The sequence below is a fragment of the Pseudomonas chlororaphis genome (genome assembly GCF_001921865.1).
Classification (GTDB): domain Bacteria; phylum Pseudomonadota; class Gammaproteobacteria; order Pseudomonadales; family Pseudomonadaceae; genus Aquipseudomonas; species Aquipseudomonas chlororaphis_D.
Window position 1 is genome coordinate 573,049 of record NZ_MSCT01000020.1, and the last position, 15,176, is coordinate 588,224.

Annotated in this window: 13 protein-coding genes; 4 read left to right on the forward strand and 9 right to left on the reverse strand. The window is 66.2% G+C overall.

Going from position 1 to position 15,176, the window contains the following annotated elements:
* Nucleotides 1-38: 38 nt before the first annotated feature.
* Together BTN82_RS25675 and quiC are read right to left on the reverse strand one after the other, a co-directional pair.
* Nucleotides 39-716, reverse strand: coding sequence for a TetR/AcrR family transcriptional regulator (locus BTN82_RS25675; protein WP_075121857.1), 678 nt, complete (start codon nt 714-716; stop codon nt 39-41).
* A 104-nt stretch (nt 717-820) separates the two neighbouring features.
* Nucleotides 821-2,731: a 3-dehydroshikimate dehydratase QuiC gene (gene quiC / locus BTN82_RS25680; RefSeq protein WP_075121858.1), complete on the reverse strand. Its 1,911-nt coding sequence runs from the start codon at nt 2,729-2,731 to the stop codon at nt 821-823.
* A gap of 548 nt (nt 2,732-3,279) precedes the next feature.
* On the opposite strand from quiC, the gene BTN82_RS25685 reads away from it, so the two are divergent.
* Nucleotides 3,280-4,617 (forward strand): MFS transporter, encoded by a 1,338-nt coding sequence (locus BTN82_RS25685; protein ID WP_075121859.1) that lies wholly within the window; start codon nt 3,280-3,282, stop codon nt 4,615-4,617.
* A 54-nt stretch (nt 4,618-4,671) separates the two neighbouring features.
* Here the strand turns inward: BTN82_RS25685 and BTN82_RS25690 are convergent, their stop codons facing one another.
* From BTN82_RS25690 to BTN82_RS25705, 4 genes are all read right to left on the reverse strand, one after another.
* Nucleotides 4,672-5,550, reverse strand: a complete 879-nt coding sequence (locus tag BTN82_RS25690) for a DMT family transporter (protein ID WP_075121860.1) — start codon at nt 5,548-5,550, stop codon at nt 4,672-4,674.
* A 125-nt stretch (nt 5,551-5,675) separates the two neighbouring features.
* Complete coding sequence (locus tag BTN82_RS25695) at nt 5,676-6,491, reverse strand: sugar phosphate isomerase/epimerase family protein (RefSeq protein WP_075121861.1); 816 nt, start codon at nt 6,489-6,491, stop codon at nt 5,676-5,678.
* Complete coding sequence (locus BTN82_RS25700; RefSeq protein ID WP_075121862.1) at nt 6,488-7,549, reverse strand: Gfo/Idh/MocA family protein; 1,062 nt, start codon at nt 7,547-7,549, stop codon at nt 6,488-6,490. The genes BTN82_RS25695 and BTN82_RS25700 overlap by 4 nt, the downstream gene beginning before the upstream one ends.
* A gap of 308 nt (nt 7,550-7,857) precedes the next feature.
* Nucleotides 7,858-8,634, reverse strand: a complete 777-nt coding sequence (locus BTN82_RS25705; protein WP_075121863.1) for an IclR family transcriptional regulator — start codon at nt 8,632-8,634, stop codon at nt 7,858-7,860.
* Nucleotides 8,635-8,843: 209 nt separating this feature from the next.
* Between BTN82_RS25705 and BTN82_RS25710 the strand changes: the two genes are divergently transcribed.
* Complete coding sequence (locus BTN82_RS25710; protein ID WP_075121864.1) at nt 8,844-10,571, forward strand: FAD-dependent oxidoreductase; 1,728 nt, start codon at nt 8,844-8,846, stop codon at nt 10,569-10,571.
* A 165-nt stretch (nt 10,572-10,736) separates the two neighbouring features.
* Here BTN82_RS25710 and pcaG read toward each other — a convergent pair whose 3' ends face one another.
* The 3 genes from pcaG to pcaQ form a co-directional block, all read right to left on the reverse strand.
* On the reverse strand, nt 10,737-11,342 hold the full coding sequence (gene pcaG / locus BTN82_RS25715; RefSeq protein ID WP_075121865.1) for a protocatechuate 3,4-dioxygenase subunit alpha: 606 nt from the start codon (nt 11,340-11,342) through the stop codon (nt 10,737-10,739).
* Between the two features lie 10 nt (nt 11,343-11,352).
* Nucleotides 11,353-12,072: a protocatechuate 3,4-dioxygenase subunit beta gene (gene pcaH / locus BTN82_RS25720; RefSeq protein ID WP_075121866.1), complete on the reverse strand. Its 720-nt coding sequence runs from the start codon at nt 12,070-12,072 to the stop codon at nt 11,353-11,355.
* A 103-nt stretch (nt 12,073-12,175) separates the two neighbouring features.
* A complete protein-coding gene (gene pcaQ / locus BTN82_RS25725; RefSeq protein ID WP_075121867.1) occupies nt 12,176-13,105 on the reverse strand; it encodes a pca operon transcription factor PcaQ in 930 nt (309 codons plus the stop codon).
* 139 nt (nt 13,106-13,244) lie between these two features.
* Here pcaQ and BTN82_RS25730 point away from each other — a divergent pair, with 139 nt between their 5' ends.
* A complete protein-coding gene (locus BTN82_RS25730; protein WP_075121868.1) occupies nt 13,245-14,135 on the forward strand; it encodes a neutral zinc metallopeptidase in 891 nt (296 codons plus the stop codon).
* Entirely contained in the window at nt 14,135-15,112 is a 978-nt protein-coding gene (locus BTN82_RS25735; RefSeq protein ID WP_075121869.1) for a hypothetical protein, read from the forward strand. Before BTN82_RS25730 ends, BTN82_RS25735 begins: the two co-directional genes overlap by 1 nt.
* The last annotated feature ends 64 nt before the right edge of the window (nt 15,113-15,176 follow it).

Here is a 15,176-nt window from a genome sequence, read left to right on the forward strand (position 1 = left end):
AGCTCGCTCCTGCAGGGAGCGCTTGCCCGCCATAAACGTCAGGCCTGCAGGTAGCGCAATACCGACTCGCAGATCATCTCGCGATGGCGCTGCTTGATCGTCTCGTCGGGCAGGTCGATCTGGAAGATCTCGCTGAAGGTATGGCGGTTGGACACGCGGTAGAAGCAGAACGAACTGATCAGCAGGTGCACATCCAGCGGCTCCAGCCCGCTGCGGAACACCCCGGCCTCGACCCCGCGCCGCAGAATCTCGTTCAGCGCGTCGAGAATCGTGTTGTTCATCGAACGGATCACCGACGACTTCTTCACGTACTCGGCCTTGTGGATATTTTCGGTGCTGACGATGCGCACGAAATCCACGTTGCGGTCATGGTGATCGAAGGTGAACTCGACCATGCGGCGAATCGCTTCGCGCGGCTCGAGCTCGGCCAGGTGCAGGCGGCTTTCGGTGCTGCGGATCTCGCCGTAGAGCTTCTCCAGCACCTCGACGTACAGCTGCTCCTTGCTGCCGAAGTAGTAATAGATCATGCGTTTGGAGGTGTGGATGCGCTCGGCGATGGCATCCACCCGAGCACCGGACAGACCTTGCTGGACGAACTCGACAATGGCTTCTTGAAGAATGTTCTCGCGGGTCTTTTCCGGGTTGTTCTTGCGACTCTTGCGCGGCTCGGCCACGGGGTGCTCGGGCGCTACGGAGAGGTCTGGGGTTATTGTCATTCTGGGGCTCACGGCCATCGCTGCACACGCGGGCGATTATGGGCCGCGTCGCGCAGCGAAGGAAAGCGGGACGGCGGCCCTTTGCCGCCGCCGTTACGAAACTCCTACAACTTGGCCTGCCGCACCCCGCCGCTCCGGGATTTGGCCATGGCCGCCAGGCGCACCGCGACGTTCGCCGCGCCATACCCGGCATAGCCGTTCTTGCGCTGGATGATCTCGAAGAAGAAGCGCCCCTCGAACGGCTCGGTGTAGACGTGGAACAGCTCGCCGCCTTGGGCGTCGCGATCGTAGAGCACATTGAAGTAGGCCAGCTCGCTGAGGAATTCGTCGTCGAAATCGAAGCGCGCCGCCAGGTCGTCGTAGTAGTTGAGCGGGATGTCCAGCAGCGGCACGCCCGCCTCCTTGGCCCGGCTGACTTCGGCGAAGATGTCCGCGCAATCGAAGGCTATATGGTGCACGCCCGAACCGCCGTAGCTGGACAGCGCATGGGAGATCGCGGTCTTGCGGTTTTCGGAAATGTTCAGCGGCAGGCGGATGCTGCTGCACCGGCTGCGCAGCGCCCGGCTCTTCACCAGGCCGTAGGGGTCGGGCAGCACCACTTCGTCGTCGGCGGTGAAATCCAGCAGGCTCTTGTAGAACAGCACCCAGCTGTCGAGGTTGTCGGCCGGCAACGCCATGGCCATGTGGTCGATGCGTTGCAGGCCGCCCTTGGCCACCGCCCCGGGGAGCATATGGAAGTCGGTGTCGTACAGGTGCTGGCCGCCCTGCTCCTGGTCCACCAGGTAGATCAGGCTGCCGTCGAGCTCGCGCACCGCGGCCAGCTCCAGCTCGTTGGGCCCCACCAGCCCGCGATACGGCTGGCCCTTGTAGGCCACCGCGCGCTCCAGCGCCTTGGCGCTGTCCTTGACCCGGATCGCCGTGGCGCACACCGAGGGGCCGTGGGCCTCGAAGAAGCTGTGGGCGAAGGAGTACGGCTCGGCGTTGAGGATCAGGTTGATATCGCCCTGGCGCATCAGGCTGACGTTCTTCGAGCGATGCTGGCCGGCCCTGACAAACCCCAGGCGCTCCAGCCAGCCGCCGAGCTTGGCCCCCGATGCATCGTCCACGGCGAACTCGAGAAACTCGGTGCCGCCGTATTCGCTGGCCGGCGGCGGTGCGAACAGGGTGTCGATATTGGCCACCGGCGCGGCTTCCTGCGCCAGGCGCTCACGGGTCTTCTCTTCCAGGTACAGCAGCGAGCGCAGGCCGTCGGCGGCGTTGGCCCGCGGCGGCGCGGCGCGGAAACTGTCGTTGAAGATCTCCAGCGACAACGGCCCGCTGTAGCCGCTCTTGATGATCGGCGCGAGGAACCCCGGCAAGTCGAAATCGCCCTGCCCCGGGAAGCAGCGGAAATGCCGGCTCCACTCCAGCACGTCCATGGCCAGGATCGGCGCGTCGGCCATCTGCACGAAGAAGATCTTGTCCCCGGGGATCTCGGCGATCGCGCTCGGGTCGCCCTTGAGCGACAGGGTATGGAAGCTGTCGAGCAGCACGCCCAGGCTCGGGTGGTCGGCGGCGCGGACGATGTCCCAGACCTGTTGATAAGTATTCACGTGCCGGCCCCAGGCCAGGGCTTCGTAGCCGATGCGCAGGCCGCGACGGCCGGCGCGTTCGGCCAGCAGGCGCAGGTCGTCCACCAGGATCTGCCGGTCGCCGAGGCTGTCGGCCGCGGCGTTGCTGCACACCAGCACCAGGTCGGTGCCCAGTTCCTGCATCAGGTCGAACTTGCGCTCGGCGCGTTCCAGGTTGCGTTGCAGGCGGTCGCGGCGACAGCCTTCGAAATCGCGAAAGGGCTGGAACAGGGTGATGGCGATGCCCAGGTCGGCGCACATCTGCCGCACTTCACGTGGGCTGCCGTCGTAGTACAGCAAGTCGTTCTCGAAGATCTCCACGCCGTCGAAACCGGCGGCGGCAATGGCTTCGAGCTTTTCCGGCAGGGTGCCGCTCAAGGAGACGGTGGCAATGGAACGCTGCATGTTTCAACTCCCGGTAACGACGGCGGGTCGGGGACGATTTTTATAGGATGGGCGGATTATTCAGCCGGCCCTGGCAGGCAGCAATCTAAAGTGTACGAACCAGTTAGTTTTCCGTTCGATTATCGAACAAAATGGCGGTTGGCGAATTGACGATTTTTCGTCCGCTGCGCACCATCGACAGCACATTGAGCCGTCACCGAACCGGCGGCCTCAATCGCCCAAGACCCAGAACACACCATAAAAATTTCAAAAATCGGGTACACCCTCATGCTTGCACTCAACGCCACACGCTTCTGCCTGGACCTGCGGCTCGCGCCACGCCACGCCTCCAACAGCCACCTTCAGACGGACACGCCAAGGCCCCTGGGCTGAACCGTGCTTGCACGCTGACCCGGCCGCTTTCGACCCCCGCGCCCGCTGCGCGTCGACGAAAGCCTCAGCCGATCGATCATCGGGCTCACGCGGCCCGTCCGCACCGCCGACGATCGATCACGCGCCCTTGAGTCCCGACGAGTCGTCCCTCGTCAGTCATTGAACGGATGGCACACATGATTCCTTCTCAAAGCTCTCGCATGGCCCCGAACCTGGGCACCGCCTCCGCCGGCATCGGCGACAAGATCCGCGGCGCCATGGCGGTCGGCAAGACCCGCTGGGGCATGCTCGCCCTGGTGTTCTTCGCCACCACCCTGAACTACATCGACCGCGCCGCCCTGGGCGTGATGCAGCCGATCCTGGCCAAGGAAATGAGCTGGACGGCGATGGACTACGCCAATATCAACTTCTGGTTCCAGGTCGGCTACGCCGTCGGTTTCGTGCTGCAAGGGCGGCTGATCGACAAGGTCGGCGTCAAGCGCGTGTTCTTCTTCGCGGTGCTGCTGTGGAGCCTGGCCACCGGCGCCCACGGCCTGGCCACTTCGGCCGCGGGCTTCATGGTCTGTCGTTTCATCCTCGGGCTGACCGAAGCCGCCAACTACCCGGCCTGCGTGAAGACCACGCGCCTGTGGTTCCCGGCCGGCGAACGCGCGGTGGCCACCGGCATCTTCAACGCCGGGACCAACGTCGGCGCGATGTTCACGCCCATGCTTCTACCGCTGATCCTGCATGCCTGGGGCTGGCAGGCGGCGTTCCTGTGCATGGCCGCGCTGGGCGGCATCTGGCTGCTGTTCTGGGGCCTGAAGTACTTCAACCCGGAAGATCACCCGTCAGTCAAACCGTCGGAACTCGAATACATCCAGCAGGAAGTCGAACCGGAACAGACCCGCGTGCCCTTCTCGCGCATCCTGCGCATGCGCGGCACCTGGGCTTTCGCCCTGGCCTACTCGATCACCGCGCCAGTGTTCTGGTTCTACCTGTACTGGCTGCCGCCGTTCCTCAACCAGCAGTACAACCTGGGCATCAACGTCACGCAGATGGGCATCCCGCTGATCATCATTTACCTGACCGCCGACTTCGGCAGCGTCGGCGGCGGCATCCTCTCCTCGTTCCTGATCGGCCGCGGGGTCAACCCGATCAAGGCACGGCTGATGTCGATGCTGCTGTTCGCCTGCTGCATCGTCGGCGTGGTCATGGCCGCCGGTGCCAGCAACCTGTGGCTGGCGGTGTTCGCCATTTCCCTGGCCATCGGCGCGCACCAGGCCTGGACCGCGAATATCTGGAGCCTGGTGATGGACTACACGCCCAAGCACATGATGAGCACGGTGTTCGGTTTCGGCGGCATGTGCGCGGCCATCGGCGGCATGTTCATGACCCAGCTGGTGGGCCATATCCTGACCGTCACTCACAACAACTACACCCTGCTGTTCACCCTGATCCCGGCGATGTACTTCATTGCCCTGACCTGGATGTACTTCATGGCCCCGCGCAAGATCCCGAAAATCGAAGACTGACGCTGACCTCTCGCAGGCCCGGTTCCGGGCCTGCTTTTTTGTGCCTCTCCTCATTCAACCCCACCGCTGTTGCCAGGCAGCCGCCAGGCCGCTGAGGCAGATCACCGCGATGCCCAGTTGGGTGATCGGCTGTGGCGCATGGTCGAACAACAGCCAGCCCAACAACCCGGCGAAGACGATCTGGCAATAACCGAAAGGGGCCAGCAGGGCCGGCGCGGCGTGACGGAAGGCCTGGGTCAGGAACAGGTGGGCGGTCATCCCGCAGGCCCCCAGCGCCAGCATCAGCACCCCATGGAAAACGCTCGGCAACTGCCAGCAGAACGGCACCAGAGCGCTCATCGCCAGGGTGTTGCACAGGCCGGCGAAGAAATTGCTGGTGCTCGGGCTGTCGTGTTCCGCGAGCTTGCGGGTCAGCAATTGGTAGAAGCAGAAAAACAGCGCCGAGCACAACGGCAGCAGCACCGCCGGGGTGAACAGCTCGCCGCCCGGATGAACGATGATCAGCACCCCGATAAAGCCGCAGATGACCGCCAGCCACTGGCCGCGACTGACCCGCTCGCCCAGCAGCGGCACCGACAGCGCGGTGACCAGCACCGGCGCGAGAAAGTTGACCGCGGTGGCTTCGGCCAGCGGAATGAACAGCAACGCCGAGGTGAACAGCAAGCTGGTGCTGAGCAGGCACAGGGCCCGCACCACCTGCAACAACGGCCGCCGGCTGCGCAACACCCGCAGCCCCGATTGCGGGAGGAAGATCCCGGCCATCAGCAAGGTATGGATCAAGTAGCGGGCCCAGACCACCATCACCACCGGATAGAACCCCGAGAGGTATTTCGACAGGGCATCGTGACTGGCGAACAGAAAAGTCGCCACGACGATCAGGAGGATGCCCTTGAAGGGCTGGTTGACACCGGAAAGGGGCGTGCCGTGGGTCATCCGCGAGCTCTCTCAAGATAGGTTTGGGGTGTAGAAACAGCTTCGCGAGCAAGCCTCGCTCCTACAGACGCTGTGTTTTCTGTAGGAGCGAGGCTTGCCCGCGAAAGGGCCGCACAGGCCATCCGCTACAGCCGGGCCAACAACGCCCGGGTCGTGTCCAGCGCCATCCGCGCCCGCTCCAGGGCGCTGACGCCCTGTTCGAGCAACCGCACCGTGGGCACCTCCAGGCTCAGCGGCAGGTTGGCCGGCAGGCACGCCAGCAACCCCGCCAGGTCGCAATCGCCCTCCCCGGGGAAACGCCGCTCGTTGCGGGCCTGGCGCAGGATCTCCTGCATATCGTCCGGGCGCGGGCCGGCGACATCGCACAGCTGGGCATAACGCAGCCGCGACGGCGCGACGGAGGCCAGATCCTCCAGGCGCGACGCCGAGCGGTCGAAGTGGAAGGCATCCACCAGTACCGCGGCATTCTCGCGGCCGGCGTTCTCCACCACCCGCAGCGCCTGCCGCAGGTCCCGCGCATCGGTCCAGGGCATGAACTCCAGGTTCGGGTGCAGGCCATAGAGCGCCGCCAGGTCGCAAAGCTCGGCAAAACGCTCGGTCATGCGCCCCTCGTCGGGGTCGTTGCCAGCCACCAGCAGCTCGCTGGCGCCGAACTCGGCGCCGACCGCCAGCAAGGCTTCGAAATCCGCCACCCGGGTCTGCGGCTTGAGCCGCAGGATCTCCACGTCCAGCACCCGCACCCCGGTGTCGCGCAGGCGGTCCAGGGTCTGCCGGCGCAGAGCGGCGTCGGCCACCAGGGCGAAGTGATGTTCCTGCGCCGTCGCCGGCTCCAGGCGCAAACCGACATGGCTGTAACCGGCGCGGGCGGCGACCTCGACCATCTGCGGCGGCGAAACTTCCAGCACCGTGAGGCTGGCCAGGGACAGGATGCGTTCGCTCATGCGCATGCCTCGACCGGGGCCGGGGCACAGGCCCGACCGGTTTCGGCCGCTTCGCGGATCGCCTCGATCAGCGCCAGGGTCCGCGCCGCATCGGCCACGCTGACCAGCGGTTCGACCTCGCGCCGGGCCACTTTGACGAAATGCTGCAATTGCAGGCGCAGGGCCTCGCCGGCGCGGAAATCTTCCTCGACCGCCAGCAACGGCTGATGCCAGCCGGCGCCGGCCTCGGCGTACTGCCAGCGCTTGAGCTGGGGAATGCTCAAGGCGCCGCCGGTGCCAGCCAGCAAATAGCACGGCTGGTCGGCCTGGCGCGGATACACCGGGTTCTCGCCGGAGCCCAGCTCCCAACTCCAGGGCGCCGCCACGGCGTCGGAACCGGTCAGGCTGCCCAGGGCGCCGTTGGCGAATTGCAACAGCACGGCGGCGCAATCCTCGTTGGCGAACCCGCGCACCGTATTGCTGGTGATGGCCTGCACCTGACGCACTTCGCCGCACAGGTGCCGCAGCAGGTCGAGGTCGTGAATCAGGTTGGTCAGCAACATCCCGGCCCCGGGTTCACGGCGCCAAGGGATCTCGAAATAGTGGTCGGGCTTCTGCAACTGCCAGAGCGCGGTGACCGTGGTCAGCCGGCCCAAGGCCCCGCCCTGCACCAGTTCATGGGCGCGGACGATCAACGGGTTGTGCCGCCGGTGATGCCCCACCAGCACCGGCACCCCGCTGGCGTTCACCGCGGCGACCAGCTCGCGCGCTTCGTCCAGGTGCACGCCCACCGGTTTCTCCAGCAGCACCGGCACCCCGGCCGCCAGGCACTCCAGGGCACTACTGACGTGCTGGTTGTTGGGGTTGGCGACGATCGCCGCGTCGGGGCGAACCTCTTCGAACATCTGCCGCAGCTCTGAGTAATGCGGCACACCCCAGCCCGCGGCGATGGCCGCGGCTTGCGGGCCAGGATCGACCACCGCGCAAAGCCTGGCTTCAGGCAGGGTATTGAGATGCTGGTAATGCTGCTGGCCCATATTGCCGGCGCCGATCAAGGCAATGCGCAACGGTGCGTCCAAGGCGAAGTCCTCTTGTGATTGTTATCGGAACTCGAATATTTAGAACTCAGTTCCACTTTCACACAAGAGCCAGGAAAAATAGTGTCCGATCAGCGAACAGCTTTCGAGAGAGAACGTCGTTGCCAACAGAAGCTCCGCAGGAGCCGCAAATCCACCACCGCGGCGTACCAGGCTGAACCCGATTACCCGGTCTACGGCCGCTGCGCGCCCGGGCGCAGCCTGCGGCAGCGGCTACAGAAAACGCGAAACCCTGTAGCCCCAGCGAGGCGGCGTTCGGCTCCGCAGGAGCCGCGGCGGCGTATCGGGCGTCAGTTGAAGAGTTCGGAAGCTTGGCTGGCGGCCGAGAGTTCGTCGGCGAACTTCAGCAGCAGCGGCGCCAGTTCATGCAGACGTTCCAGCGGCATGCGCGCGCTCGGGCCGGCGATGCTCAGCACCCCGACCACCCGACCGTCCACCGGGTGGCGCACCACCGCGGCCACCGCCGAGGTGCCCACCGCCGAGCTTTCCTCGACCCAGGCGTAACCCTGCTCCCGGGCCAGGCGCAGGCGTTCGAGCAGTTCGATGTTCGAGCGCGGCGCGTTCGGGCCAAGGTCCGCGGGGGTCTCCGCGCCCTGGCGCTCCACCAGCGACAAGGCCTCGGCATCGCTCAGGCAGGCCAGCCAGGCGTGCCCGGACGCGGTGTAGAACAGCGGCGCCTCGCGCCCCATGTCGGGGTCGTAGCGCAACCCGGAGCGGGCGCCCTGGGACTTGGCGATCCAGGTCTGGCGCTCGTCCTCGATCACCCCCAGGCGCACCAGCTCGCCGGTTTCCTGGGCCAGCCGGTCGAGCACCGGCTGGACGATGTCCGCGCCGCTGCTGGCAAGGTAGCGAAAGCCCATGGCCACCAGTTTGGTGGACAGGTGATAACGCAGGCTGTCCGGGTTCTGCCGCACATAACCCAGGCGGATCAGCTCCGCCAACAGCCGGTGGGTGGCGCTTTTGGGGATGTCCAGCTGCTCGGCCAGGGTCTGCATCGGCAGGCCGCGCGGGTCGCTGGTAAGACTTTCCAGAACGCTGAAGACGCGTTCGATTTGACTGCCGGCCATGGTCGGGTCCAGACGAAATTTGGCCGATTCTAGAGGCAACCGGCGCAATGGGAAACACAACGCGGCCTCGTTCGATAACCGCCCATAAAAACGTAGCCCGGGGGTCGATGATCGCCCCCTCGGCTTGCTGCGCTTTATTCGACTCCGTATATTTTTTGGAATCAAGTTCCAAAAATAATAACCGTTCGTTTAGCGGAGTCACTTCTTCCATGCCTGCCACCGCCTCCCCGCAACACCCCGATATCGAGTGCGACGTGCTGATCGTCGGCTCCGGCGCGGCCGGCCTCTCGACCGCCGTGACCGCCGCCTGGCATGGCCTGAAGGTCATAGTGGTGGAAAAGGACTCGGTGTTCGGCGGCGCCACCGCCTGGTCCGGCGGCTGGGCCTGGGTACCGTGCAACCCGCTGGCGCGGCGGGCCGGCATCGTCGAGGACGTGGAACTGCCGCGCACCTACCTGAAACACGAACTCGGCGACCGCTACCAGCCCGAACTGATCGAGGCCTTCCTCGAAGCCGGTCCGCGCATGGTGTCGTTCTTCGAGCGCCATACCGCGCTGCAATTCGCCGACGGCAACGCCATTGCCGATATCCACGGCGACACCCCGGGCGCCGGCACCGGCGGGCGCTCGGTGATCGCCGCGCCCTACGACGGCCGCCAGCTCGGCACGCTGCTCAAGCGCTTGCGCAAGACCCTGCGCGAAACCTCGTTCATCGGCATGCCGATCATGGCTGGCGCCGACCTGGCGGCCTTCCTCAACCTGACGCGCTCGCTGCCCGCGGCCTGGCATGTGGGCAAACGCCTGGGCCGCCACTTGTGGGACCTCCTCATCCACCGCCGCGCCCTGCAACTGGTCAATGGCGTGGCGCTGGTGGCGCGCCTGGCCAAATCGGCGGAGGACCTGGGCGTACAGCTCTGGGAGTCGGCGCCGGTCATCGAACTACTGCGCGACGGCGACACGGTGACTGGGGCGGTGGTCAGCAGCGCCAACCGCGGGCCCCTGCGCATCCGCGCGCGCCGGGCCGTGGTGCTGGCGGCCGGCGGCTTCCCCAACGACATCGAACGGCGCAAGGCGCTGTTCCCGCGCACGCCCACCGGCCACGAACACCTGGCCCTGCCGCCGCAAGCCGTCGCCGGCGACGGCTTGCGCCTGGGGGAAAGCGTCGGCGCGCGGGTCAATACCGACCTGGAGTCGCCGGTGGCCTGGGCGCCGGTCTCGGCCGTGCCCTACAAGGACGGCAGTCGCGGGCATTTCCCGCACATCATCGAACGGGGCAAGCCGGGAGTCATCGGCGTGTTGCGCAACGGCCAGCGTTTCGTCAACGAGGCCGACGGTTACTACGACTATGTGCGGGCGATGGTCGCGGCCGTGCCCGAGGGCGAAGAAGTGGCGTCGTGGCTGATCTGCAGCCATGCCTTCCAGCGCCGCTACGGCCTGGGCATTTCCCGGCCGTTCCCGGTGCCGCTGGCGCCCTTGATCCGCAACGGCTACCTGAAGCGCGGCGAAAGCATCGAGGCGCTGGCCCTGGCCTGCGGCATCGAGGCAGACGGCTTGCGCGCTACCCTGGCGCACTACAACCGGCACGCCCGGCAAGGCGAGGACCCGCAGTTCGGCCGGGGCTCGACGCCCTACAACCGCAAGCAGGGCGACCCGCGCCAGCAACCCAACCCCTGCGTGGCACCCATCGAGCAGGGGCCGTTCTATGCGGTGAAAGTCCAGCCGGGCTGCTTCGGCACCTTCGCCGGGCTCAAGGTCAACGCCCACGCCCAGGTGCTCGACGGCCATGGCCAGCCGATCGCCGGCCTGTACGCCGCCGGCGCCGACATGGCCAGCATCATGGGCGGCCACTACCCCGCCGGCGGGATCAACCTCGGCCCGGCGCTGACCTTCGGCTACATCGCCGGCCGCCATATCGCCGGGGCCGAGGCTTACGAATAAGGCGCTGATCGCCCGCGAAAGAGACGTGATCTTGAGATCGCTTGAAGGCCCTTCGGGCCTTGGCGCAGCCTTCGGCAGCGGCTACAGGAGCCGGAGACCCTGTAGCCGCTGCCAAGCCCGCGAGGCTGCGAACGGCTGAGCAGCAGCCGCAATACGGATGGCCCATCAGAAATCGAAGAACACCGTCTCCGCTTCGCCCTGGATCCGGATATCGAAGCGGTACGCCCGCTGTCCGTCCACTTCGCAGGGATGGGCCAGCAGGGTTTCGCGGCGCTGCGGTTGCTCGATCAGGTTGAGCACCGGGCAGGCCGCGTTGGCCTCGGCCTCGTCGGCGAAATACAGGCGGGTCTGCAGGTGGATGTTGATCCCCCGGGCGAACAGCGACACGTTGATGTGCGGCGCCATCGGCACCCCAGCGGCATTCTTCACCACACCCGGCTTGACGGTGTGCAGCGTCCACTCGCCGGCATCGAAGGTGGTGGCGGTCCGGCCAAAGCTGTTGAAGGCTTTTTCCGAGTCGAACACCGGGTCGTAGACCCCCTCGTGGTCGGCCTGCCAGAACTCCAGGAACGAGTCGCGCACCAGGTGGCCGTTGCCGTCATACACATGGCCGATCAGCAGGATCTTCTCGCCCCGGGCCTCGGGCGTGGCCATCCGGTTCCAGATTTCCTCGTTGCGGGTCGGGTTGCCCGCGGCGGCCAGGGCCAGGCCGATGTGCACGTAAGGGCCGGCCGTTTGCGAAGGGGTTTCAGGCAGCAATTGGATAGGCATGGCGGGCTCCTCAGCAATTCTCGAAGTGGGTCTTGCGCTGGCCGCGCAGCACGATGTCGAAGCGGTAGGCCAGGCAGTCCATCGGGTTGGCGCCGCCCATGTCCAGCCGCGCGATCAGGCTCTGCACGGCCTCCGGGTTGGTGATTGACTTGACGATCGGGCACAGCGGAATCAGCGGGTCGCCTTCGAAATACAGCTGGGTGATCAGCCGTGTGGCAATCGACGGGCCGCTGATGGAGACGTGGATATGCGCCGGACGCCAGTCGTTCGGGCCGTTGCGCCACGGGTACGGGCCGGGCTTGATGGTGCGGAAGCTGTAGTAGCCGTCGCGGTCGGTGAGGGCCCGGCCGACGCCGCCGAAGTTCGGGTCCAGGGGCGCCAGGTAACGGTCGTTCTTGTGCCGGTAGCGACCGCCGGCGTTGGCTTGCCAGATCTCTACCAGGGTGTGGGGAATCGGCTTGCCGTACTGGTCGCAGACGCGGCCGGCGAGGACGATCCGCTCGCCCACCGGCAAACCGCCGTTGTTGAAGTTGAGCAGCAGGTCGTTGTCGAAACGCCCGAATTTCAGATGGGAAAAGTCCGGGCCGCCGGTTTCGCTCGCCGATTGCGGGATGCTCACCAGCGCCTGGCGCGGCGAACGGGCCACGGAGGTCTTGTAGTCGGGGGTCAGGGCCTTGGGATGCCAATTACGGTCACGGATGACGAAGCGACTGCTGTCTGCATCAGACATGTCGTTCTCCTGTTGTTTGATTTATGGAGCACAGCCCACGCAGTTTCAAACAAAAGATGCCCGACGAATATTGAAAAGCCGCCCTCCATGCATAACCGAAAGGTTATGGATAACGCCCTTCGCGATAAGCCTGCCCCACCTCCCGCAGCACCTCGACGCACCACTGCGCCGCCAGCGACAGCGGCAGGCTGGCGTTGCTGCAGATGCCTACCGAGCCGCCCGGCTCGCGCTGCCCGAGGTCGATTTCTCGCAATTCGCCGTTGGCCAGGTCCAGGCGCACCGCGTCCAGCGGGGCGATCCACAGCGCGTCGCTGGATAACGCATAACGCCGGCTCAGGGCCACCGAGAGGGTTTCCAGGCGCTGGCGCGATTGGCTGATGCCGCACTGCACGAACAGGCTGTCGGCGAACTTGCGGATGGTGGTGCCGGCCAGCGGCAGGACCAGCGGAAAGCGCTGCACGGCATCGCGCTCCAGCGCCCCTTGCAGCAACGGATGATCGGGGCGCGCCACCAGGGTCATGGACTCGCTGTACAGGTGCTCGAAACTCAGGCCCTGGATCTGCGGGCTGTCGGTCATGCGCCCGACCACCAGGTCGACGTCGCCAACCCGCAGTTGCGACAGCAGGTAGGCGCTGGGCCCGGTGACCACGCTCACCGCCAGCGCCGAATGCCGTTCGTGCAGGCGCCGCACCACTTCCGGCAGCAGCAGGCTTTCGGCGGTCGAGAGCACGCCGAGGCGCACCACCCCGGCGGCGTATTCGCCGCCGCGCAACGTGCTCACCCCTTCGCGCAGCGCCTGCACCGAAGGTCCGGCGTAGCGCAGGAAGGCCAGGCCGGCCTCGGTCAGGCTGAGCCCGGCCTTGCTCCGGGCGAACAGCCGGGTGTCGAGCAACTCCTCCAGTTCCTTGAGGGTTTTCGACATCGCCGGCTGGCTCACCGCAAGCACATCCGCGGCCCGCGCCAGGCTGCCCTGGCGAGACATTTCAAGAAAACATACGAGGTGACGGAATTTGATGCGGGTATCGATGTTCAAAGGAGGCCCCGGATGTGTCGCAACAGAGTCGATGCGGCTGCGGGCAATGGTAGCGCGCATGCAAAAGGCTGACGACCGGACTGGCGCCAGCCCTACTCACCAGCAACACTGATCAGCAAATAAGACGAGGATTCACCCCATGCTTTGGAAGAAAGGACGGCGCAGCGACAACGTGGTGGATGCTCGCGACGACAGTGGCGGCGGTGGCGGCGGCCTGCGTTTCGGCGGCGGCAAGGGCCTGAGCCTGACCGCGATCATCCTGATCGTCGGCATCGGCTGGGTCACCGGCCAGGACCCGATGCAGATTCTCGGGCAGCTCGCCGGGCAGATGGACCAGTCCTCGGCGCCCGCCACCACCCAGACCCGCCAGGCGCCGCCGGCCAACGACGAGCAGGCGGAGTTCGTGCGCTCCATCCTCGGCGATACCGAAGACACGTGGGGCCAGATCTTCCAGCAGGCCGGCCGCTCCTACCAGCAACCCAAGCTCATCCTGTTCCGCGGCCGGGTCAATTCCGCCTGCGGCTCGGCGACCTCCGCCACCGGCCCGTTCTATTGCCCGGCCGACCAGCAGGTCTACCTGGACATGGACTTCTTCCGCGAGATGGAGCAGCGCTTCTCGGCGGCCGGCGACTTCGCCCAGGCCTATGTGATCGCCCACGAAATCGGCCACCACGTGCAGACCCTGCTGGGCGTCTCGGCGAAAATCCAGGCGGCCCGCCAACAGGGCCGGCAGATGGAAGGCGACGGCGGCCTGCTGGTGCGCCAGGAACTGCAGGCCGACTGCCTGGCCGGCGTCTGGGCCAACCATGCGCAGAAACGCCTGAATTGGCTGGAACCGGGGGATATCGAAGAGGCCCTGAACGCCGCCAACGCCATCGGCGACGACCGCCTGCAGCAACAAGGCCAGGGCCGCGTGGTGCCGGACTCCTTCACCCACGGTACTTCGGCGCAACGGGTGCGCTGGTTCAAGGCCGGTTTCAATCAGGGCCAGATCGGCCAGTGCGACACCTTCGCGGCGAAGAGTCTGTGATGCGCCGGGCATGGGCGCTGCTGACGTTATGGATGATCTGCGCGGGCGCGCAGGCAGCGGAACACGGGGTCAAGAGCGTCAGCCCGGCGCGGCTGGCCATCGACGGCAGCGAACTGGCCGTCGGCCTGAGCCAGGACTGGCAAAAACCGCTGCCCGAGGTCCAGCGAGCACTGATCATCGTCCACGGACGCTTGCGCAATGCCCAGACCTACCTGCACAGCGCCGAACAGGCCGCCAGCCAGGCCGGGCAAAGCGCCCGCACCCTGGTGGTCGCCCCGCAGTTTCTCAACCAGAGCGATGTCGAGCGCAACGCGCTGCCGACCTCGCTGCTGCGCTGGCAGGGCAATGACTGGATGGCCGGCGAGCCGGCCAGCGGGCCCAAGCCCGTGAGCTCCTACTCGGTCCTGGATGCCATCATCACCCGGCTCAGCGATCGCCGGCAGTTCCCCGCCCTGACCGAGATCGTCATCGCCGGCCACTCCGGCGGCGCCCAGGTGGTGCAGCGCTTCGCCCTGCTCGGCCAGCACCATCCGACCCTGGAGGACGACGGCATCGCGTTGCGCTACGTGATCGCCAACCCGTCGTCCTATGCCTACTTCGACGAGCAGCGCCCGGTGAAGGTCGATGCCGGCGCCTGCCCCGGTTTCAACAACTGGAAATACGGCCTGCTCAAGCTGCCCGCCTATGCCGCCGGCCAGACCCCGCAGCAACTGGAGCAGAGCTACATCAAGCGCGATATCACCTACCTGCTGGGCAAGCAGGACACCGACCCGCACCACCCGGCGCTGGACACCAGCTGCGCCGCCGAAGCCCAGGGCGCCTACCGGCTGGTGCGCGGGCACAACTTCTTCGACTACCTGAAGCAGCGCCATCCCCAGGGGTTGCAGCAACAATTGATCGAAGTGCCCGGGGTCGGGCATGACGGCGACAAGATGTTCACCTCGCCCGAAGGGCAGAAGGCGCTGTTCGGCCAGTAAGTACGTTGGGTAGGACGCTATCGCGAGCAAGCTCGCTCCTGCAGGGGAATGCAAAGGTCTGCAG